The organism is Cellvibrio mixtus subsp. mixtus J3-8 (assembly GCF_000766945.1).
GTDB classification, from domain to species: domain Bacteria; phylum Pseudomonadota; class Gammaproteobacteria; order Pseudomonadales; family Cellvibrionaceae; genus Cellvibrio; species Cellvibrio mixtus_A.
Map to the genome: position 1 here is coordinate 603,996 of NZ_KN266208.1, position 20,031 is coordinate 624,026.

At 47.8% G+C, this 20,031-nt stretch carries 18 protein-coding genes; 13 read left to right on the forward strand and 5 right to left on the reverse strand.

Annotated elements, in window-relative coordinates:
- Nucleotides 1–10: 10 nt before the first annotated feature.
- The gene (gene sfsA / locus A596_RS13105; RefSeq protein ID WP_039915347.1) at nt 11–721 is read right to left on the reverse strand and encodes a DNA/RNA nuclease SfsA; all 711 of its coding nucleotides are present in this window, start codon (nt 719–721) and stop codon (nt 11–13) included.
- 283 nt (nt 722–1,004) lie between these two features.
- Here sfsA and dksA point away from each other — a divergent pair, with 283 nt between their 5' ends.
- The 9 genes from dksA (at nt 1,005) to panB (ending at nt 11,552) form a co-directional block, all read left to right on the forward strand.
- Nucleotides 1,005–1,448 carry an RNA polymerase-binding protein DksA gene (dksA, locus tag A596_RS13110; protein WP_039915350.1) on the forward strand — a complete coding sequence of 148 codons (444 nt, stop codon included), beginning with the start codon at nt 1,005–1,007 and terminating at the stop codon, nt 1,446–1,448.
- Complete coding sequence (gluQRS, locus tag A596_RS13115) at nt 1,414–2,424, forward strand: tRNA glutamyl-Q(34) synthetase GluQRS (protein ID WP_235425721.1); 1,011 nt, start codon at nt 1,414–1,416, stop codon at nt 2,422–2,424. The genes dksA and gluQRS overlap by 35 nt, the downstream gene beginning before the upstream one ends.
- An 80-nt stretch (nt 2,425–2,504) precedes the next feature.
- Complete coding sequence (locus A596_RS13120; protein WP_039915355.1) at nt 2,505–2,687, forward strand: hypothetical protein; 183 nt, start codon at nt 2,505–2,507, stop codon at nt 2,685–2,687.
- A gap of 51 nt (nt 2,688–2,738) precedes the next feature.
- Nucleotides 2,739–5,705, forward strand: a complete 2,967-nt coding sequence (locus A596_RS13125) for an ATP-binding protein (RefSeq protein WP_039915358.1) — start codon at nt 2,739–2,741, stop codon at nt 5,703–5,705.
- A gap of 77 nt (nt 5,706–5,782) precedes the next feature.
- The gene (locus A596_RS13130; RefSeq protein WP_039915360.1) at nt 5,783–7,192 is read left to right on the forward strand and encodes a sigma-54-dependent transcriptional regulator; all 1,410 of its coding nucleotides are present in this window, start codon (nt 5,783–5,785) and stop codon (nt 7,190–7,192) included.
- Between the two features lie 848 nt (nt 7,193–8,040).
- Nucleotides 8,041–9,426, forward strand: coding sequence for a polynucleotide adenylyltransferase PcnB (gene pcnB / locus A596_RS13135; protein ID WP_039915361.1), 1,386 nt, complete (start codon nt 8,041–8,043; stop codon nt 9,424–9,426).
- Between the two features lie 3 nt (nt 9,427–9,429).
- Nucleotides 9,430–9,915 (forward strand): 2-amino-4-hydroxy-6-hydroxymethyldihydropteridine diphosphokinase, encoded by a 486-nt coding sequence (gene folK, locus A596_RS13140; RefSeq protein WP_039915362.1) that lies wholly within the window; start codon nt 9,430–9,432, stop codon nt 9,913–9,915.
- A gap of 18 nt (nt 9,916–9,933) precedes the next feature.
- Nucleotides 9,934–10,617, forward strand: coding sequence for a deoxynucleoside kinase (locus A596_RS13145; RefSeq protein WP_039915364.1), 684 nt, complete (start codon nt 9,934–9,936; stop codon nt 10,615–10,617).
- 95 nt (nt 10,618–10,712) lie between these two features.
- Nucleotides 10,713–11,552 (forward strand): 3-methyl-2-oxobutanoate hydroxymethyltransferase, encoded by an 840-nt coding sequence (gene panB / locus A596_RS13150; protein ID WP_039915365.1) that lies wholly within the window; start codon nt 10,713–10,715, stop codon nt 11,550–11,552.
- A gap of 83 nt (nt 11,553–11,635) precedes the next feature.
- Here panB and A596_RS13155 read toward each other — a convergent pair whose 3' ends face one another.
- Both A596_RS13155 and A596_RS13160 read right to left on the reverse strand, forming a co-directional pair.
- Nucleotides 11,636–12,088, reverse strand: coding sequence for a nuclear transport factor 2 family protein (locus A596_RS13155; protein ID WP_039915367.1), 453 nt, complete (start codon nt 12,086–12,088; stop codon nt 11,636–11,638).
- 345 nt (nt 12,089–12,433) lie between these two features.
- Nucleotides 12,434–12,769: a hypothetical protein gene (locus A596_RS13160; protein WP_039915369.1), complete on the reverse strand. Its 336-nt coding sequence runs from the start codon at nt 12,767–12,769 to the stop codon at nt 12,434–12,436.
- Between the two features lie 102 nt (nt 12,770–12,871).
- On the opposite strand from A596_RS13160, the gene A596_RS13165 reads away from it, so the two are divergent.
- Together A596_RS13165 and A596_RS13170 are read left to right on the forward strand one after the other, a co-directional pair.
- Nucleotides 12,872–13,507: a LysE family translocator gene (locus A596_RS13165; protein WP_235425722.1), complete on the forward strand. Its 636-nt coding sequence runs from the start codon at nt 12,872–12,874 to the stop codon at nt 13,505–13,507.
- Between the two features lie 146 nt (nt 13,508–13,653).
- Nucleotides 13,654–14,253 (forward strand): RBBP9/YdeN family alpha/beta hydrolase, encoded by a 600-nt coding sequence (locus A596_RS13170; protein WP_084128299.1) that lies wholly within the window; start codon nt 13,654–13,656, stop codon nt 14,251–14,253.
- Between the two features lie 83 nt (nt 14,254–14,336).
- Here A596_RS13170 and ahpF read toward each other — a convergent pair whose 3' ends face one another.
- Together ahpF and ahpC are read right to left on the reverse strand one after the other, a co-directional pair.
- Complete coding sequence (gene ahpF / locus A596_RS13175; RefSeq protein ID WP_039915374.1) at nt 14,337–15,902, reverse strand: alkyl hydroperoxide reductase subunit F; 1,566 nt, start codon at nt 15,900–15,902, stop codon at nt 14,337–14,339.
- Nucleotides 15,903–16,063: 161 nt separating this feature from the next.
- Complete coding sequence (ahpC, locus tag A596_RS13180; RefSeq protein ID WP_039915377.1) at nt 16,064–16,627, reverse strand: alkyl hydroperoxide reductase subunit C; 564 nt, start codon at nt 16,625–16,627, stop codon at nt 16,064–16,066.
- A gap of 280 nt (nt 16,628–16,907) precedes the next feature.
- Here ahpC and A596_RS13185 point away from each other — a divergent pair, with 280 nt between their 5' ends.
- The gene (locus tag A596_RS13185; protein WP_039915379.1) at nt 16,908–17,486 is read left to right on the forward strand and encodes a pyridoxine/pyridoxamine 5'-phosphate oxidase; all 579 of its coding nucleotides are present in this window, start codon (nt 16,908–16,910) and stop codon (nt 17,484–17,486) included.
- Nucleotides 17,487–18,519: 1,033 nt separating this feature from the next.
- The gene (locus A596_RS13190) at nt 18,520–19,464 is read left to right on the forward strand and encodes a hypothetical protein (protein ID WP_039915380.1); all 945 of its coding nucleotides are present in this window, start codon (nt 18,520–18,522) and stop codon (nt 19,462–19,464) included.
- Nucleotides 19,465–20,031: the final 567 nt, after the last annotated feature.

Genomic DNA, 20,031 nt, shown 5'->3' on the forward strand with positions numbered 1-20,031 from the left:
TAAATAGCCATCACATTTCAACAGGCAATGCATGAGCCAGTGCGATGTGATTTTGTTGCGGCAAAATGTCTGCCGCATAAGCAATCACTTCAACACCGGCCGCCTTTGCTTCGCGCAATGTTGCACCATACAACACATCAATGTGATCAGCGGGGCGCACTGTTTTAATTCCGGTATGTTGCACACAAAATAATAAAACGGCGCGCTGCCCTTGTCGCACCATTGTCATTAATTCACGTAAATGTTTACTGCCGCGCTGGCTGATTGCATCGGGGAAAAAACCTTCGCCATCAGCTTCCATGAGCGTTACATTTTTAACTTCGACGTAACAAGCGCGAGCATCATCCAGGCGATTTGCCAACAAAAAATCAATGCGCGATTTTTCTTCACCATAAACGACTTCGCGTTTTAGCAATGCATAACCTTGTAATTCCGCAATAACGCCATTTGCAATTGCGTGCTCTACCAAAATATTGGCGCGCGCTGTATTGATGCCTGCAAGGTATCCGCCCGGCGTACTCACCACCTCCAATGTTTGGGGATATTTACGGGTCTTGCTATCACTCACCGAATACCAACACGGACTATCGGCAATCACACAATTTTTCATGGAGCCTGTATTTGGGCAATGGATCGTCAGCTCACTCCCATCGGACAGAGAAATATCCGCAAGGAAACGTTTGTAGCGCTTGCGCAATAGCGCGGAAAACAAGGGAACCATAAGCCACTTTCAGAATCTGGATTGAAGGAACGGGATAAAATGACAATCGAATGACAAATTGAACCACAAACGCGCCATTTTGGGGCTATAGTTTTTGTTTGTGGTTGATCGCCCTCGGGCGTTTAGGCAAACCGGGAGTTATCACCAGTTTTCAATAAGATAGCCGTGAAAAAACGCTAGCACTCCCATTTGTTATCTGATAGCTTGCTCCCCCTTCTAATTCTGCCCACCTAATAAGGGCAGTGAATGACGATCCAGGAAGTCTTACGAGGCGCTACACATTATGGCGAAAAAATCCCCCTCTACTGAAACCTTTGCGCTGCGTCCTTTTACTCCCTATGTGGAGAAAAAGGGTGAAGACTACATGAACGATAACCAGAAGCTGCATTTTAGAAATCTGCTGCTGAACTGGCGTTCAGAATTGATGGAAGAAGTAGACCGCACCGTGAGCCACATGAAAGACGAAGCGGCTAACTTCCCCGACCCAGCTGACCGCGCCAGCCAGGAAGAAGAATTCAGCCTCGAGCTGCGTACCCGCGACCGCGAGCGCAAGTTGATCAAGAAAATTGACAGCACCCTTGAGCTGATCGAAAACGACGATTACGGTTATTGCGATGCCTGCGGTGTAGAAATTGGTATTCGCCGCCTGGAAGCCCGCCCGACTGCAACACTCTGCGTGGATTGCAAAACCCTTGCAGAAATCAAAGAAAAGCAAATCGGCGGTTAATACCGTCGATTCCGGAGGTGGGCTTTCCCACCTCACTGATATGCCCGCCGCACCACACTCCCCCGTTACATCAAAAAACAGCCCTTACATTGGCAGATTTGCGCCTTCGCCCTCTGGCCCCTTGCATTTCGGCTCGCTGGTTACCGCCCTGGCAAGTTACCTCGATGCCAAGGCCCATCGAGGCCAGTGGCTGGTGCGAATGGAAGATCTGGACCCACCACGAGAACAACCCGGTGCCGCCGATGTAATCCTGCGCAGCCTTGAGGGCCATGGGTTGGAGTGGGATGGCGATGTGATGTATCAGAGTAAGCGCCACGACGCATATCAAGACTGCCTGGATGATCTGCTTGCACACGACCGGGTTTACCCATGCGATTGTTCACGCCAGGATCTAAGCGCAATGGGGGGAATTTATAATGGTCGCTGCCGCTACAGATCAGTGGATCTATCTCTGCCACACGCCCTGCGCCTTAAGCTTTACGATACCAAGGATTACCCGGGCAGCGATGAGTGTCATTTCCATGACCTGATTCAGGGCTTCCAAGCACAAAATTTGCGCACGGACGCAGGTGATCAGATCCTGAGACGGCGCGATGGCTTCTACGCTTATCAACTTGCCGTTGTGGTGGATGATATAGCGCAAGGCATCACCCATATCATTCGGGGCAATGATTTACTGGAAGTCACCGCTCGCCAGCTATTTTTCTTCGGATTGCTGGGTGCGCCTTTGCCCATCTATGGCCATGTCCCTTTGGCCGTGCAGGCAAACGGGCAAAAATTGAGCAAACAAAATCACGCGCGCGCCATTGAGATCAAAGATGCAAGCAGGAACCTGTGGCGTGGGCTAGAGTTTTTAGGGCAAAATCCGCCCCCTGATTTGGCGGGTGCTTCAACCAATGAAATTCTGGACTGGGGATTGCATTATTGGCGCAGGGACAAGATTACAGGCCAAAGTCACCTGTACAGCGATAACTAACAATACAGCGGCAATAAACAGGCCTTAAAACAATAACATCAACCCGGTTGCGCTGCGGCGCCACTCTGGAAGCACAGCTCATGAACAATCAACGCCTGGTCATCTTACTGCTGCTAATCGCCTACATATTTTCCCCAACCCTGTTTAATTGGATTATCAACCCGGAAGGCGCCTGGTACAGGCCTTATATCGTGTGGATTCTGGTGATCGGTATCGCATTCGCGATGCAGTTACGCCGCAAGAAATACAATGATCTCGATTAGCCGATACGTATTTGATGATCACCTGATAATGACACCCATAAGAACGCCACAATGACTTTTGACCTGAGCCAAGTTGCACTCATCGGAATCGGTTACCTGCTGCTGTTATTTGGCATCGCCTGGATTACCGAACGCGGCTGGATTCCCGAATCCGTCACCTCCCACCCTATCACCTATATTTTGTCGCTGGGTATCTTTGCCAGTGCCTGGGCGTTTTACGGGGTAATCGACCTTGCCTTCCAATATGGCTATGGAGCTCTCGCCTACTACTTGGGAACTGGCGCACTCTTCCTGTTCGCGCCCGTCGCACTGGCACCACTAGCGGAACTGGCGCGCCGCCATCAAGTGCACTCATTGGCGGATTTGCTGGTATTCCGCTACCACAGCCATAGTGTTGGCGCACTAACCACACTGTGTATGCTCTGCGGGATTTTGCCACTACTTGCCCTGCAGATTCAGGCAATTGCCGACACCATGCATATCCTGACAGTAAGCAGTAATCCATCACTACCACTGGAAACCGGCCTGACATTTAAGGACATCATGGCGCTGTGTTATTGCGCCATCCTGGCGTTCTTTACTATTTCATTCGGCGCCAATCGCGACCAACATCGCGGCCTTATTACCGCGATGGCGTTTGAATCATTGCTAAAAGTGTGTGCACTGTGCGCCGTTGGCCTGGTTGCGGTATATGGTGTATTCGATGGCCTTGACGGTTTGGACCAATGGCTGCTGGATCACCCGGAAAACCTGGCACTGCTTCATACCCCGATCCATACCGATTCAGCCCATACACTCTTGCTGGTATTTGTGGCGACAGCAGTCACCATGCCGCACATTTTCCATTTGGGATTGGCGGAAAACCCACTGATGCGCAACTCGCACACCGTCACTTGGGCCTTTCCTCTTTTCTTATTATTAATGGCATTGCCCATTTTCCCGATTCTCTGGGCCGGTACAGAACTCTCCGTTCCCTTGCCACCCCAGTATTATTCACTCGGCGTTCCCATTTTGTTTGGCTCGCCCGGCCTCACCTTACTGGCATTCCTGGGCGGTTTATCGGCGGCCACCGGCGCCATGGTCATCATCTCCCTGGCCCTGGCCACTATGGTGATGAACCACTGGCTGCTACCCAGCCTCAAGCTGCGCACCCGCTCGGATCTCTATAGCCAGTTGATCTGGTTGCGGCGCGTATTGATCGGAGCGATTTTTGCCGGTGGCTATGTATTCTATTGGGTGCTGGACAACCGTTTCAGCCTCGCACACCTGGCGATGACAGCATTTATCGAAACACTGCAATTCCTGCCAGCCACCTTTGCCATTGTATTTTGGAGCAAGGGCAACAAACGCGGCCTGATTGCCGGCTTGTCGGTAGGTACCACTATTTGGGGATTGGGTTTACTACTGCCGATCCTGACCGGCATCGAATACATTCATCTACCGCTCGGCAACCTGAATATTCCGGTAGGGATTGAATATTGGAACCATGTAACGCTGATTTCGCTGGGCCTTAACACCTTTTTCTTCGTAGTTATTTCCCTGCTTACCCGCCAATCGGATGACGAGCAATACAGCGCCGAAGTCTGCGCCGCCGATGAGCTAAGCCACCCCGTCCGCCAGGCGCTGGATGTTCACTCCGCCTCCGAATTCAAACATCGCCTTGCCAAGCCTTTGGGTAAGGTCACCGCCAGCCGCGAGGTGGATATTGCCCTGCAAGAGCTCAATCTCACCATTGATGAGCGCCGGCCTTATGCATTACGCCGCTTGCGCGACCAGATCGAAGGAAACCTCTCCAGCTTGATGGGTATCCATGTGGCGAGCGAAATCATGGATAAATATATTCCCCATGTGACAGCAGAAACCCAAAGTACGGTAGATATCAACCTGATTGAAAACAGGCTGGCCCAATACCGGGACCACCTGACCGGTATGGCGGCAGAACTGAACACCCTGCGCCTCTACCATCGCAAAACCCTGGAAGAATTGCCCATGGCAGTTTGTTCATTAGGGCGCGATATGGAAGTGCTGATGTGGAACCGGGCGATGGCCAACCTGACCCGGATTCCGACCGAAGATGTGACCGGTTCTTACCTGGAAGACATACCTGAACCCTGGTGCAGCCTGCTAATAGACTTCAGCCAGAGCAAAGAGCCCCATTTTTATCGCCGCGAGATCGAACTGAATAATCGCCCACATTGGATAAGCCTGCACAAAGCCAACATTGAGGGCCCTATTACTGCGGGAGTGTACGATCAGGTGATGTTGCTGGAAGATGTTACCGAAACCCAATTGCTGGAGCAGGAACTGGTACATTCAGAGCGCCTCGCCTCAGTAGGCCGGCTAGCTGCGGGGGTTGCCCATGAAATTGGCAACCCTATCACCGGTATCGCTTGCCTGGCGCAAAACCTTAAATATGACTCCAGTGACCCCAAAGAAGTACTGGAAACCGCCGAGCAAATCCTCAGCCAAACCGACCGTGTGGGCCGTATTGTGCAATCGCTGGTGAGCTTCTCCCACGCCGGCCATGCCAGTAAGACCGAGTTTGAAGCTGTTTCCATTCGTGACTGTGCCAACGAGGCAATTCATTTGCTATCGCTGCAAAAAGAGAAAAATCAGGTCCTTTTCTGCAATGATATTCCCAAAACCGCCATCATCGCTGGCGACGCGCAACGCATTATTCAGGTTTTTATAAATCTTTTATCTAACGCGCGGGATGCCAGCCCGGAGCAAGGGCGTGTTATGCTTGAAAGTAACGAAGATGAGGATTCGGTAACAGTTTCTGTTACCGATGAGGGGCATGGTATCCCTCCCGAGCTGATCGAGCGGATTCTTGAACCTTTCTTCACCACCAAAGAACCGGGTGAAGGTACGGGTTTAGGTTTGGCCATGGTCTACAGCATCATTGAAGACCACAGTGGCCATATGGACATCATTAGTCCCGCCGATCCGGTTCACAATCGCGGCGCAAAATTCGTAATAACATTGCCGCGTCACCTTGATGTTTTCATGGACGCCTAGATATATAACTCGCGACCCGGAGCAAATTTTTGCATCGGGCCAGATCAGTAACACCAACATGCAAGACCCGGATAGCTATGAGCAAGATTCTGATTGTTGAAGACGAGACCATCATCCGCAACGCCCTGCGCAAGCTGCTGGAGCGTAACCAGTACGAGGTCAGTGAGGCCCCGTCGGTCAAAGAGGCTACTTCAAAATTCCAGTTGAAGGATTTTGACTTGATCGTCAGTGATCTACGGCTACCGGGCGCACCGGGTACAGATTTGATCAAGCTCGCGGGCGATACGCCGGTACTTATTATGACCAGCTATGCGAGCTTGCGCTCGGCGGTAGACTCTATGCGCATGGGCGCGGTGGACTATATTGCCAAACCTTTCGATCACGACGAAATGGTCAACGCCGTCAAACGCGTTATTGGCAAAGCCAAGGCTGCCAATAAGGCAGCTCCATCAAGCCAGGCGGCCAGCAGCGCAATTGCAGGCATGATTGGCGCCAGCGATGTCATGCAGGATCTATATAACCGCATCCACAAAGTAGCTCCAACCAATGCCACCGTATTGATTCATGGTGAAACCGGCACAGGTAAGGAATTGGTGGCCCGCGCCCTCCATGAAGAAAGCAATCGCAACAATCACCTGATGATCTCGGTTAACTGCGCGGCAATTCCCGACACATTGATTGAGTCCGAATTGTTCGGGTACGAAAAAGGCGCATTCACCGGTGCCGCTAACAATCGCGAAGGATTGGTTGCTGCCGCTGACGGTGGCACCTTATTCCTGGATGAAATCGGTGAATTACCACTTGAAGCGCAAGCGCGCCTGTTGCGTGTACTGCAGGAAGGCGAAGTTCGCCCCCTGGGTTCCGTAGAGTCGCGCAAAGTCGATGTACGCCTTGTCGCCGCAACCCACCGCGACCTGCGCAAGCTCTCCAAAGAGGGGAAATTTCGCGAAGACTTATATTTCCGTATTAACGTAGTCCAACTGGAGCTACCGCCACTGCGTGAGCGTGGCCGCGATATCATCAATATCGCTGAATCCCTATTACAGCGTTACTGTGGTCAATTTGGCAAACCGCAGCTCAAACTGTCATCGGCTGCGATGGATGCCATCATGAGTTATAACTGGCCCGGAAACGTACGCGAGCTGGAAAATGCCATGCAGCGTGCGGTCATCTTGTGCGAAGACAGCACCGAGATTGGCGATCACCTGCTCTCAATTGACATGGATGCGCGCGACCTGGATGACAACACCGGTACTTCACTGATCGAAGCACCACGCCTTGCCGGACGGAGCAGCCGCCAGGAAGCCACGGAGGATTTATCACTGGAAGACTACTTCCAGCGTTTTGTGCTCGAACATCAGGACACCATGAGTGAAACTGAACTGGCCCGTAAGCTTGGCGTGAGCCGCAAATGCTTGTGGGAGCGCCGTCAACGGCTTGGCATTCCTCGCACCAAAGTTTCTGCAGCTGCCTCCGCCGCCAAATAAGCCTCTTAACATTTCGCTATCAAAAAAATCCCCGCTATGCCTCAAGCAGCGGGGATTTTTATTGGGAGTGACACATTTACTAAAAAATGTGCCAAACATAGTTACTTTAACGCCAGACTGTTACCCCGAACCACGAGAGTGTTACCGTAAAAAAACTGTTACTTTCGCTACCCCGCAGTAACAAATTTGATACCAACCTGTAACCGTTCGAAATAACAAAAAGAAATAAGAGCCTATCAAAAAAAACTAACCAATTGTTTTTATTAGACTTTTAAAAACTGGCACAACACCTGCTCTATGTCGGCCATAACAAAAACAAACAATAAGAATTAATTAACAAAATCTAATAACAACAACAAATAATAAAAAACGTAAAAACTTAAAAATAACAACAATAGACAATAAGAAACTGAAACAAGCGAATAACAACAAGAAATAATAAGAACTGAAAAAAATAGAACATAACAACAAGAAATAATAACAACAGAATGTATATAACAATAACGAAAACAATAACTTAGATTGACCACGCTAGAAGACAAGAGCAATAAGACAGTAAAATAAAGCGGACTACTGACTAGGCACAGGATGGGATAGCACGCGAGATCGGATGTTTGCCATGGAGGCAACCCATTGAGATGCCAGAATGCAGCACCTTGGTGCTACCCTCCAGCGGGAAAGCGTGAGCTTTCCCGTTTTGCTTTTCAGAGGGTTCAACGCCGCTGAACATTGAGACAAGCTTTTACGCGACAAATTCCCAAAACTGCTGCACTGTCGTAAAAAACCCCGATCATCTGCTAAACTCGCCGCTTTCGTGCAACTGACTGCCTAATCACCAGCGAGACACCATGCTCAAACGCTTGCTCAACCTCTTCACATCAAAGGACTCCGGCAAAATTTCCGGCCAGCGCACCATTGATGGCGCGATTTACATCCCGCGCGACCAACACAATATCTCGCGCAAAAATATCAGTCAGGCAGCGATAAAAATCATTAAACAATTGGAAGAAGCCGGTTTTGCCGCCTATCTGGTGGGCGGTGGTGTGCGCGACTTATTGCTCGGCAATCACCCCAAAGATTTCGATGTCGCGACCAACGCCAAACCCGAAGAAGTAAAGCGCCTGTTTCGCAGCGCCCGAATTGTCGGGCGCCGCTTCCAGATCGTTCATGTGCGGATGGGGCGCGAGGTAATCGAAGTCACAACCTTCCGCGGTCACCATGATGACAGCACCCAGCATGCAGCACGTAGCGAAGATGGCATGCTCTTGCGCGACAACGTTTATGGCACTTTGGAAACCGATGCCATGCGTCGCGATTTCACCGTTAACGCTCTCTATTACACGCTGAAAGATTTTTCAGTGATCGATTATTGCAAGGGAATGGAAGACCTTAAAAACCGCACTCTGCGCATGATTGGCGACCCTGCTACACGCTACAAGGAAGATCCGGTACGCATACTTCGCGCACTGCGCTTTGCAGCCAAGCTAGGGTTTACAATCGAGCCTAAAACCGCAAAACCGATTCGCGACCTGGGCAGCTTATTGTTGAATGTGTCAGACGCCCGTTTGTTTGAGGAAGTGCTCAAGTTGTTTTTGGGGGGGTCGGCCACTGCGACCTTTAATTTATTGCGCGAGTACGATCTACTTTTGCATCTCTTGCCCGGCACAGATACCGCACTCAAAGCGGGTGATAGCCTCGGTGCAAACCTGATTGAACACTGCATGATTAACACTGATAAACGTATCCGGGCCGATAAAACAGTGACGCCAGCGTTTATCTACGCAGCCTTGCTCTGGCCAGCGTTACAACAGCAATTCACGCTGTTGTCAGGCCAAATGACTCCGGCCCAGGCTTGGGCGCAAGCAGGCACTAACGTAATTAACCAGCAGCTCACTCGCACCGCTGTTCCCAAACGCTTCCTGATTCCGATGCGCGAGATTTGGGATTTGCAGCAACGTTTGCCCAATCGCCTCGGCTTGCGCGCTTTACGCACACTCGATCACCCCCGTTTTCGCGCCGCCTATGATTTCCTGTTAATGCGCGAAGCTGCCGGGGAATCACTGGATGGTTTAGGCGTATGGTGGACCAATTACCAAACTGCAAGCGATGAAGACCGCGAGCGCATGGTCAAAGACCTGGCCAAACAAGGCGGCCCCAGGGCTGGCAATAAACCACGTCGCCGCCGTGGGCCACGCAAGCCCAAGACCGATGCACCTCATAGCGGGAACGAATAACTGATGGTGCCGGCCTACATAGGTCTGGGTAGCAATCTGGAAGCCCCCCTCGATCAGGTTAAGCGTGCGTTTGATGAGCTGGGTACTCTGCCACATACCCGCTTGATCGCGCGCTCTGCGCTTTACCAGAGTCGTGCGATAGGGCCGGAGCAACCGGACTACATCAATGCCGTGGCACGTATCGAAACCGGCCTCACGCCATTGGATTTACTGGACGCGCTGCAAGCATTGGAACACGCCCACAGGCGCGTCCGCCTGCAGCATTGGGGACCGCGCACACTGGACCTGGACCTCTTACTCTACGGGGACGAAACCATCCAGCATCCGCGCCTCAGTGTTCCCCACCCTTATCTAACCCGGCGCGCTTTCGTACTCTATCCGCTGGCAGATATCGACCCGAATTTACAACTACCGGATGGCCAATCACTGCAAGCCTTGCTTCACCTTTGCCCGTTTGAAGGCCTGGTGCGCTTGTCAGGAAGCCATTAGCCGGCGCAAGGAGTTAATGTGGACGCTGTATTTGAAGAACTGGGCCTTGATCTCACCAACATCAAATTACCGCGCTATATCGCGGTAGAAGGTTGTATCGGCGTGGGTAAAACCACTCTCGCGCGCAACATCGCCCGCCTGTTTAATTACGACATGTTATTGGAGCAACCGGAAGAAAATCCCTTCCTGGAGCGCTTTTATCGCGATCCAAAATCCACCGCCCTTCCCACCCAATTATTCTTTTTATTCCAGCGCGCCAACCAATTGCAAAACCTGAAGCAGGGCGATATTTTTGAGCCTGTGCGTGTGGCCGATTTTTTAATTGAAAAAGACCAGCTCTTTGCGCGCGTTACGCTTGACGACGACGAATTGAATATCTATCGCCAGGTTTATGACAAGTTAGTCATCAATGCACCACAACCGGATCTGGTAATCTATTTGCAAGCACCGCTTGATGTTTTACTTGATCGCATTCGCCAACGTGGCATTAGCGCCGAACAGCATATCAGTGCTGATTATTTAAAAGCGCTAAATGACGCCTACACAGAATTCTTCCATTTTTACGATGGAGCGCCTTTATTGATTGTGAATGCCAAGGATCTAAACCTGGCAAAAAATCGCGATCATTTCAAACAACTGGTGGAATATATTCTTACTATTAAAAGCGGCCGCCATTATTACAATCCCGTGCCAGCGCTTTAAGAATATCCATTGTTTAATGCGCATTGATTTTCAGCGCGACTGACTTTTTAGCGCGGTCATTTTTATTGCAACCGTCTTATCGAGAGAGAACTGCCATGCCCTACGGAATAATCAACAGTACCTCCACCGCAGACACTGCACTCACCAAAAGTGTCACCATCAATACCCTGCATAAATTAAAAAGTAACGGCGAAAAATTTGTCGTTATTTCACTTTACGATGCACACATGGCGGCGATGGCACAACGCTGTGGTGTTGAAGTGGTATTGATTGGCGATTCATTGGGAATGACTGTCCTGGGTTACGACAGCACCATTCCAGTCACTATGGAACAAATGATTTATCACGTGGAAGCAGTTGCGCGCGGCAATAAAAAATCACTGGTTATTGGCGATTTACCATTCATGACCTATGCAACACCGGAAGATGCCATGCGCAACTGTATGCGCATCATGCAAGCCGGTGCGCACATGGTAAAACTGGAAGGCGGCGCCTGGTTGGCAGACACCGTGCGCATGCTCGCTGAGCGTGGAGTGCCAGTTTGTGCGCACCTGGGGTTAACGCCACAATCTGTTAATAAATTTGGTGGTTTTCGCGTACAGGGCCGCGATCAGGAGGGTGCAGAAAAAATTCTCACCGATGCAAAATTACTCGCTGAAGCCGGTGCAGATTTATTAGTGCTGGAATGTGTGCCAGCATCTTTGGGGGCAAAAATCACGCGCGAAATTGCAATCCCCACCATCGGTATTGGTGCAGGTCGCGATACCGATGCGCAAGTATTGGTAATCAACGATATTCTCGGCCTGACGGAACAACCACCAAAGTTTTCCAAAAATTTTTTATTAGAAGCCAACGATATTCCCGGCGCAATGCAGAAATATGTCGCCGATGTTAAATCCGGAACATTTCCGGGTGACGATAATATTTTTAATTAATATCCTGTGCAAAAAATACCGCTGCAATGGCAGCGGTATTTTTAATCCATGATTTTGTTTCAACGACTACTGTGCACCAAAAATCATTTCCCGTCACTCGACCAAACCTTCATGCTTTGAATCGCCAACAACCTGCACTCACCATTAACATCAACATAGGTGCGTGTTACCTGATAGCGCGACGTGCGAAATGTTTTGCCATCGACATTCCATTTTTCCACACTGCTTAAACCTTCCACGACCGCTGTATTCTGCAACTGGCGCACACTCAGATCATGTGAGCGACGCGCTTTGGGTTTTTCTTCTTTTTGAATTCGCGTTAGCAATTGGGTTTTATTTTCCTTAAGGCTCGCAAGGTTGTGCACCCAATAAAATTCATCGGCAAGCAATTTCCCTAAAAACTTCACATCCGCCTGTTGTATTGCAGTTTCATAATGCTGATCAAGGGCAATTAATTTTTCCTTGTCCAGGCAAGAATCTGCGTACGCGGGAAAACCAACAGTAAATAGCAGGGTCATAAGCGCAATTTTTTTCATTATTGTCACCAACACTCATTCAAAGAACAGGCCCTGAAAATAACACATACTTTTCTAGCCTCAAAAAAAAAGCCGACACCAAAACGATGCCGGCCAAGACCATACTAGATTACAAATAAAGGGGAGTTCCAAACTGGGCTAAGAGAAAAAACCCAACGGTAACCATCCTAACCTCCCTAAATTGATAAGCGGACCAATCTCAACATGCTATCGTCAGCTCACAGGGAGAAACCGTTACCGGTAGTTTTAGTATTGTTCAATTTTCAATCGCTGCCAGTTTTTATATGACAATGTTTAAATTATTTGGCGATAACCCGCGACTCCTGATTAGAAAAGGCTATAACGCTAGGCGTTGCGGCCAATCAGCACTAAGACTTCATTAATGAGCTGATCCAACCTTGTTGCCGTGGTGGAGCGCAAGGCAAAATCATCGATCAACTTCAGCAACCGACCCAGTTTTGGGCGCGCCGCACGAAACTCTTCGGTGACAGGTTCATACAATAAATCGTGGTCTTGCACGCTTAACTTGCCTAACTCGGCGAGTTCCGCGTGAAGTGCACTGATCAAATCATAAAAAAAATCTTTCCGATCCAGGCTATTTGCCTCCCAATACGCCTGATCCAACCCCGCCTGCAACCCCTCTAATGCCGGAATCGCATTGGAAATACTGTTACATACCATGACACACACCTTTGAATTAACCAGCCTTAATCGCTTGAGTATAGGAGACTTTAACGCCGCTGCCGGCGGCTCTGTTACACTGGAGGCGACGCACTCACTGGCTTGCTTAAATTCCCTTACACCATGTCGCCCGAACAACTCTGGCTGTTTATCACCCTGACCTTCATTGTTTCCGCCAGCCCGGGGCCGGTAATGTTGTCGTGCATGGCCGATGCCGGTCGCTTTGGCTTTGCCAAATCCATCTTCACCATGTTCGGCGCCAGTACTGGAAACCTGGTGTTGATGTTACTTTCCGCCATCGGGCTGGGATTATTGGTAGAGGAAGCCGAATGGATTTTCCACACCATTAAATGGATAGGCGCAGCGTACCTGGTGTATCTCGGCATCGATTTGTTCATTGCCAACCCGCACGATTTGCAAAGCGAAGTACCGGATATCCGCAGCAGTCATTTATTCTGGAAGTCTCTGTTAGTCGCAGTCACCAATCCCAAAGGCCTGATTTATTTCGGCGCACTCTTTCCGCAATTTATTGATATACGCCAGCCCATGCCCGCCCAATTTACCTTGTTAACGGTAATTTTCCTGGCCACAGACTTACTATGGATGGCGATTTACGCCCTTGGTGGCAGCGCGATTATGCATTGGTTGAAATCCCCCGGCCATCAACGCTGGTTTAACCGCATCTCTGGTGGAGCATTAGTTATTGCCGGAATTGCGCTCGCATTTACGCAGCTCTAATAACAACACATCGACTATCCAAATGATCTTGATCTAACCGAACTAAGATATAAGCGCAATTTCGATATAAGCAAAGAAAAAACAATTCTTTTTCAACCCCGGGAAAAATCCCTAAGCTGCACTCATCAACTTGTGGAGATAGCAGCATGTCCAGTGTTAATTCTTTTTTCCCTCAATCATTGCGCGACCAACCGGTATTGATCGTGCCTGGCCTGCGCAATAGCGATGAACATCACTGGCAAAGTTTGTGGGAAGGAAAACTTCCCAACAGCAAGCGTATTGAACTCACCGATTGGGATACGCCTGACCTGGAAAAATGGAAACAAGGCATTCGCGAACAATTGCAAAATATTGACCAGCCCGTTGTCATTATTGCCCACAGTTTTGGCACCTTGGCAAGCGCAAGTATTGCCGAGGAATTTCCAGAAAAAATTGCCGCATTATTTTTGGTCGCTCCAGCTGATCCGGATAAATTTCAAATCGCATCGCAATTGCCGCAGCATCCACTGCGGGTATCAGCGCAAATTATTGCGAGTAGTAATGACCCCTGGTTAACCGAAGCTAAAGCAGCTTATTGGGCATTGCTGTGGGGTGCCGATTATTTACGTTTTAAAAATGTTGGTCACATTAACAGTGCATCCAATTTAGGCGAATGGCCCGAAGGAATAATCCAATTACAGCGTTTGTTACGTAAAGCCAACGCTCGCCGCACGGCACTGGCACAGCACAAGTCAAAAGCCGCGTGAGTCCAATTGTTGAAAAAAATAAGTGCAGTTTTTTTCATTAAAGATCTGCACTTATTTGTATTTACGTATGAGATATTTTGCAATTACTGCGACGCACCGGAGCGAATCAAATAATCAAATGCCCCCAAAGATGCCGTCGCGCCCGCCCCCATCGCAATAATGATTTGCTTGTAAGGCACGTTGGTACAATCACCCGCCGCAAATACACCCGGTACTGACGTTTCACCGCGTGGATTAATTTCAATTTCACCGCGATTAGTCAACTGCACAACGCCTTTCAGGAAATCAGTATTAGGTAGCAAACCGATTTGCACAAAAATACCTTCCAACTCTACAGTTGCAACCTCATCGGTATTGCGGCTTTTGTATTTCAATGCAGTGACCTTTTGACCATCACCAACCACTTCCGAGGTTAAGGCTTCAGTGATCACGGTAACGTTAGGCAAGCTGAATAACTTGCGTTGCAATACCGCATCAGCGCGCAATTTTGAATCAAACTCAATTAATGTTACATGAGCAACGATTCCAGCTAAATCAATCGCAGCTTCTACACCTGAATTACCGCCACCAATTACCGCTACGCGTTTACCTTTAAACAAAGGGCCATCGCAATGCGGACAGTAAGCAACGCCTTTGCCGCGATATTCTTTTTCGCCGGGCACATTCATTTCCCTCCAGCGCGCGCCGGTTGCGAGAATCACACTTTTACTTTTCAAGGAGGCGCCACTCGCCAGTTTTACCTCTACCAAATCACCGGGATTATCACCAGGAATAACGTCGCTGGCTTTTTGCAAATTAATAACATCGACATCATATTCTTTAACGTGTTGTTCAAGTGCTACGGCAAGTTTCGGACCTTCAGTGGCTTTTACTGAAATAAAATTTTCGATCCCGACAGTATCCATTACCTGGCCACCAAAACGTTCAGCCACTACACCGGTGCGAATACCTTTGCGCGCCGAATAAATTGCGGCCGCAGCACCGGCGGGGCCACCGCCAATAACCAATACATCAAATGGAGCTTTTTCACTGAGCAGTTTTGCATCGCGCTCAGCGGCACCCGTATCGATTTTGCCAATAATTTCTTCCAGGCTTATACGGCCCTGACCAAAATGCTCACCATTTAAATAAATGCTGGGAACTGCCATGATTTGACGCTTATCTACTTCGCTCTGGAAGAGAGCGCCATCAATCATGGTTGCAGAAAAATTCGGATTAAGTGCAGCGAGCAAATTTACCGCTTGCACAACATCCGGGCAGTTGTGGCATGAGAGCGAGACAAACACTTCAAAATGAAATCTGCCCTCAATCGCTTTAATTTGTTCGATGGTTTTTGCATCCACTTTCGGCGGATGGCCACCCGTTTGCAATAGAGCTAACACCAGCGAAGTAAACTCATGCCCCATGGGAATGCCCGCAAATTCAATCCGTGCAGGTTCGCCCCGAGCAGCAACAGAAAAAGAGGGGCGATAATTCGAATTACCTTGTTCACTGACACTAACTTTGTCAGACAGTGTAGAAATTTCTTGCAGGAGATTTTTTAATTCCTGTGCTTTTGCACTCCCATCCAGGCTGGCCACCAGTTCGATAGGTCGTTGCAGTTTTTCCAAATAGGCTTTGAGTTGGCCTTTGATCGCGGTATCTAACATGGTGTGTGCTCCGTAAGATTTTAATCTCCCCCCAGCCCCTTTTAGCTACGCACCCCGTTTCAAAGAGGGGAGCCTCGCATCTCTCGACTCATGAGAAGAACCAAGCTCCTCCCTTTATAAAGGGAGGCTGGGAGGGATTACTAAACAGTTGCTTGGGGGATTTAGATTTTTCCAACCAGATCCAATGAAGGCGCCAATGTTGCCTCACCTTCTTTCCACTTCGCCGGGCACACTTCGCCAGGATGATTTGCGACGTATTGCGCCGCTTTCACTTTGCGCAGCAGTTCAGAGGCATCGCGACCAATTCCGCCGGCGTTGACTTCGATAATCTGGATCTTGCCCTCTGGATCGATCACAAAAGTACCTCGCTCAGCCAGGCCTTCAGATTCAATCATCACCCCGAAATTACGGGTGATAGTGCCGGTTGGGTCGCCGATCATCGGGTACTGGATCTTGCCGATGGTTTCAGAGCTGTCATGCCAGGCTTTGTGGGTGAAATGGGTATCAGTCGATACCGAGTAAATCTCTACGCCCAGCTTTTGGAATTCGGCATAGTTATCAGCGAGATCACCCAATTCAGTGGGGCAAACAAAGGTAAAGTCAGCCGGGTAGAAGAAAACAACGGACCATTTGCCTTTCAGGTCAGCATCGCTAACAGGAACAAATTTGCCTTGATGGTAAGCCTGAGCGTTAAAAGGTTTGATTTCCGAATTGATAGTAGCCATGTGTGGACTCCTGAGGTCTGTGGTTAAGTGCTTGTGGTTAAAGACTTGGGTGGTTTGATGTATTTCGTTGAGTACAGAGTAGGGAGTTGAGCGCCAGCGGGCTAATTGAATGTCGCCATACATTCAATATATAAATTTTATCGATATGGAAACACTAATTTTTATTAGCTATCAACAAGCATAAGAAAAAGCCGCAATCCTGATGGGGTTACGGCCTGCCAATTGCGATTATGCGGTATTACTGGCGATCCGATTATCCCGTTCCCGAGAAATTTAATGCATGGAAAATCCAATAGAAAAATTTCAAAGCTGGTGGAATAAAGCAATATCAAATTCCCCGTTGCAACAAAAAAGCGCCATTTGTATTTCAACAATCGATGAGCATGGTTTTCCCTCGGGCAGGTTTGTAGATTTAAAATCGGTTGATGAAAATGGTTTTGTCTTTTGCTCCTATCTCGACTCTGCCAAAGGAAAACACATCGAGCAAAATCCAAAAGTAGCAATGACCTTATGGTGGGACCACATAGGTTATCAGGTAAGAGTGATTGGCGAAGCAAAAACCATTGATGATGCAGAGGCAGTAGAAATCTGGAAGACCAGAAAACGTAGTGCACAGTTAATCACCACTGCATTTCAGCAAAGCCAACCGCTAATGGCACAAGAAGAATTGCAAACGCGCCTGCAAACCATATCGGAACAATTTATTGATAAGGATGTACGCAAACCACCCACCTGGGGTGGCTATAGAATTAAGCCACTATCAATTGAGTTCCTGACGTTTGCTGAAAGCAGGTTGCATTTGCGCGAATTGTTTACCAGAAAAGAAAATATATGGATCAAGAGTTTGCTTCAACCCTGATGTAACAAGGTTGAAGCAAAGTTATTTATCGAGGAATAAAATCCAGCACCGTCGCATTGATACAGTAACGCGGCTTCCCATCGGAGCCATCATTAAATTAATGCCTTAAATGGATGCCGGAAACTTTCGCGCGGATTTCAGTGCGTTGCATACCATAACTGTTAGGCGGCTTTGTAGCCGCCTATATTTTTCTACATCGACAACTGTTTCTTAAGATGCACATCAATCCTGTCTATCACCCGCGCAACACTATTAATTGCCCACTGCGGTAATTTCACGCGCTCATTAACTTCAAACAACAACGTTTTTACCGCAGCGCGGGTCAACGGAAGTGCAGTAATGGGTTGTAATTCATACTGCCACTGAATGCCGCTATGGTCTTTACTTGGTTTTTGTCGCGTCGACGGCAGCGCCCAATGCCAGGTATTAGATTTTTTCTATTTCTTTTTATATGTAGAAATGGGGCGATTTTTTTTAATTGATTTCTAATACTCAAATGTTTTTTTGTAAGCGTAAGTTGCTGGGAGTTTACGAATGCAAACAGCTTTAAAGGTCTGCAAAGTGCCCAAGCGGACCTTGGCATGAGTGTGCTTGTTTACACTCTTCACATGATCAAAATTTAAAGTCAGCGACTTTGGCAATTAGTATAACTATGTGTAAAGCTCTAAAATAAACTCTTCAAGTGTTCACCACAAAGTGAATGATTTATTGCTCAAACCTCAGTTCACAATTACTACAATTCGGTAAATAGACCCAGGATCACAACCTCGCACATCATCAACACCGCAACATTTGTCACATAAGTATTTATATTGACTATATGATTAATATACATATATATTATCAAGGATAGAAATAATCTTATCCTTGAGTTTTAGATCAAATAGCTAACGGAAGGCATAATAATGAATATATCCATCTCGCATACTGTTGTTTGTCAAAAAATAATGACGAATACAGCATGATCAAAATGCCTATATCTAAAAAAACGATAAAATAACTATCCCCGATTCATCCTAGGCTGCATTGAAAAATGACAAAGAGAACGCTATCAATAATTGCCATTATGGTTTTGGCTGTATGCTCGTATTTCTTCTATTCATCGCTTCAAAAAAAAAACCCTGATGGCGCTAGCGCTGATACTCAGCTTTCTTATCAAGAGAGCGATCAGATTGAGCCTGAGATTGAAGACAGCGTGCCGGAAAAAGAACACGAACAAGAAGCTTCAACTTCTTCGTCAGCAATCACCCTGCCTTCATACAGAGAAGCTTCACGCGATACGTATGTGCCTCAAGGGCAAGTTTTGGATTTTGTCGAAAAAAATTTTGATAAGCAGAACGACGATCCAACAGGAAAAATAAACCTTATGCTTGGAAAAGCATTTTCCTACTGTAATTCTGCTCCCAAAGACCAAAAAGAACTGGATGACATGAAACAAATGTTTGAGTTCGTTTCTCTGGAAAATGCAGAAAATAATGGTGAGACTCAAGCAAGCATCAAAAGAGCAGAAGATCACTACCTAATGTGTAAAACGCTCAAGGAAAATTATCCGAATAGCAGTGTAGAGAAATTCCTGCGCAAATCTTCCGATATAGGGAATCCTTTAGCTAAAACGATGTTAGCAGCATTTTATAAACCTGAGGATTTTGATTCCTGGAGCGAGGAGAAAAAATCCAGCTATAGGTTTGAAATGGGAGACAAGCTTGTTGAAGCTAGAAGCAAATGTGAACCAAAAGCCTTTGAAGTGCTTGCCCATGCAGATAGATTTGAGTACGGCAACACTTGGTATACAGACGATCCAATTACTGAAAGCTCCAAACTCGCTCACCTATATGCATATAACTTGATTATGTCGAGAAAATATTCTGATGGTGAGCAGATGAACCCTTCCACAGTTTCTGACACGCTGGATTCTTTCAAAATTGATTCAGCAGTCGTGCAAGCAGAAAAACTATATAACGAATTCTGTGTAGACTAGTTTTACGAGAATATTAACTAACTAAAATCAAGGAGATAATAATGAAGGCTAATGTTTTAGCAGTGATGACCGCTGCTGCAATATCCTATATTCCAGCAGATCTACAAGCCTGAGGGAATAGAACTGATCCGAGCGAAAAAAACAGAGGTAACTATCTTTGCAAAAGCTGCTCAATATTAGATTTGGATATGGGTGGGGAGATGATGTCTTTCCTCAAGAGTAATGTTAATCCGACGCTAGTGAGAAGTTGGGCCCCCAATGACACAGTTACCATCACAAATGGTAGTACTTTCGCAACATTGGGATATCTTGCTAACGGGAATTTTGTGGTAATAAATACCGGTAGCGGATACGGTACGGGGAAAACTATTAACTATGAAAAAAATTCCAGCGGGCAAGTAACCTGCCAAAATTCGGTAACCTCAAATGGTGGTGGGGGCGGTAGTGGTTATTATGCTGGGCCTGGTTACACACCAAATCCCGGCACAAATCCAGGTTACTATCAATCCGTATGCATGGGTTGTGGTTCATATGGCACAGTGACAATTTTCGCAGGTTAATTAGTAT

Excerpts from the sequence above, each read along its gene's own strand:
- panB (WP_039915365.1), top strand. The coding sequence starts at position 10,713 with ATGCCCTACGGAATAATCAACAGTACCTCCACCGCAGACACTGCACTC.
- A596_RS13170 (WP_084128299.1), top strand. The coding sequence starts at position 13,654 with ATGTCCAGTGTTAATTCTTTTTTCCCTCAATCATTGCGCGACCAACCG.
- A596_RS13155 (WP_039915367.1), bottom strand. The coding sequence starts at position 12,088 with ATGAAAAAAATTGCGCTTATGACCCTGCTATTTACTGTTGGTTTTCCC.
- sfsA (WP_039915347.1), bottom strand. The coding sequence starts at position 721 with ATGGTTCCCTTGTTTTCCGCGCTATTGCGCAAGCGCTACAAACGTTTC.
- dksA (WP_039915350.1), top strand. The coding sequence starts at position 1,005 with ATGGCGAAAAAATCCCCCTCTACTGAAACCTTTGCGCTGCGTCCTTTT.
- ahpF (WP_039915374.1), bottom strand. The coding sequence starts at position 15,902 with ATGTTAGATACCGCGATCAAAGGCCAACTCAAAGCCTATTTGGAAAAA.
- pcnB (WP_039915361.1), top strand. The coding sequence starts at position 8,041 with ATGCTCAAACGCTTGCTCAACCTCTTCACATCAAAGGACTCCGGCAAA.
- A596_RS13125 (WP_039915358.1), top strand. The coding sequence starts at position 2,739 with ATGACTTTTGACCTGAGCCAAGTTGCACTCATCGGAATCGGTTACCTG.
- A596_RS13120 (WP_039915355.1), top strand. The coding sequence starts at position 2,505 with ATGAACAATCAACGCCTGGTCATCTTACTGCTGCTAATCGCCTACATA.
- A596_RS13160 (WP_039915369.1), bottom strand. The coding sequence starts at position 12,769 with ATGGTATGTAACAGTATTTCCAATGCGATTCCGGCATTAGAGGGGTTG.
- ahpC (WP_039915377.1), bottom strand. The coding sequence starts at position 16,627 with ATGGCTACTATCAATTCGGAAATCAAACCTTTTAACGCTCAGGCTTAC.
- A596_RS13190 (WP_039915380.1), top strand. The coding sequence starts at position 18,520 with ATGACAAAGAGAACGCTATCAATAATTGCCATTATGGTTTTGGCTGTA.
- A596_RS13185 (WP_039915379.1), top strand. The coding sequence starts at position 16,908 with ATGGAAAATCCAATAGAAAAATTTCAAAGCTGGTGGAATAAAGCAATA.
- folK (WP_039915362.1), top strand. The coding sequence starts at position 9,430 with ATGGTGCCGGCCTACATAGGTCTGGGTAGCAATCTGGAAGCCCCCCTC.
- A596_RS13130 (WP_039915360.1), top strand. The coding sequence starts at position 5,783 with ATGAGCAAGATTCTGATTGTTGAAGACGAGACCATCATCCGCAACGCC.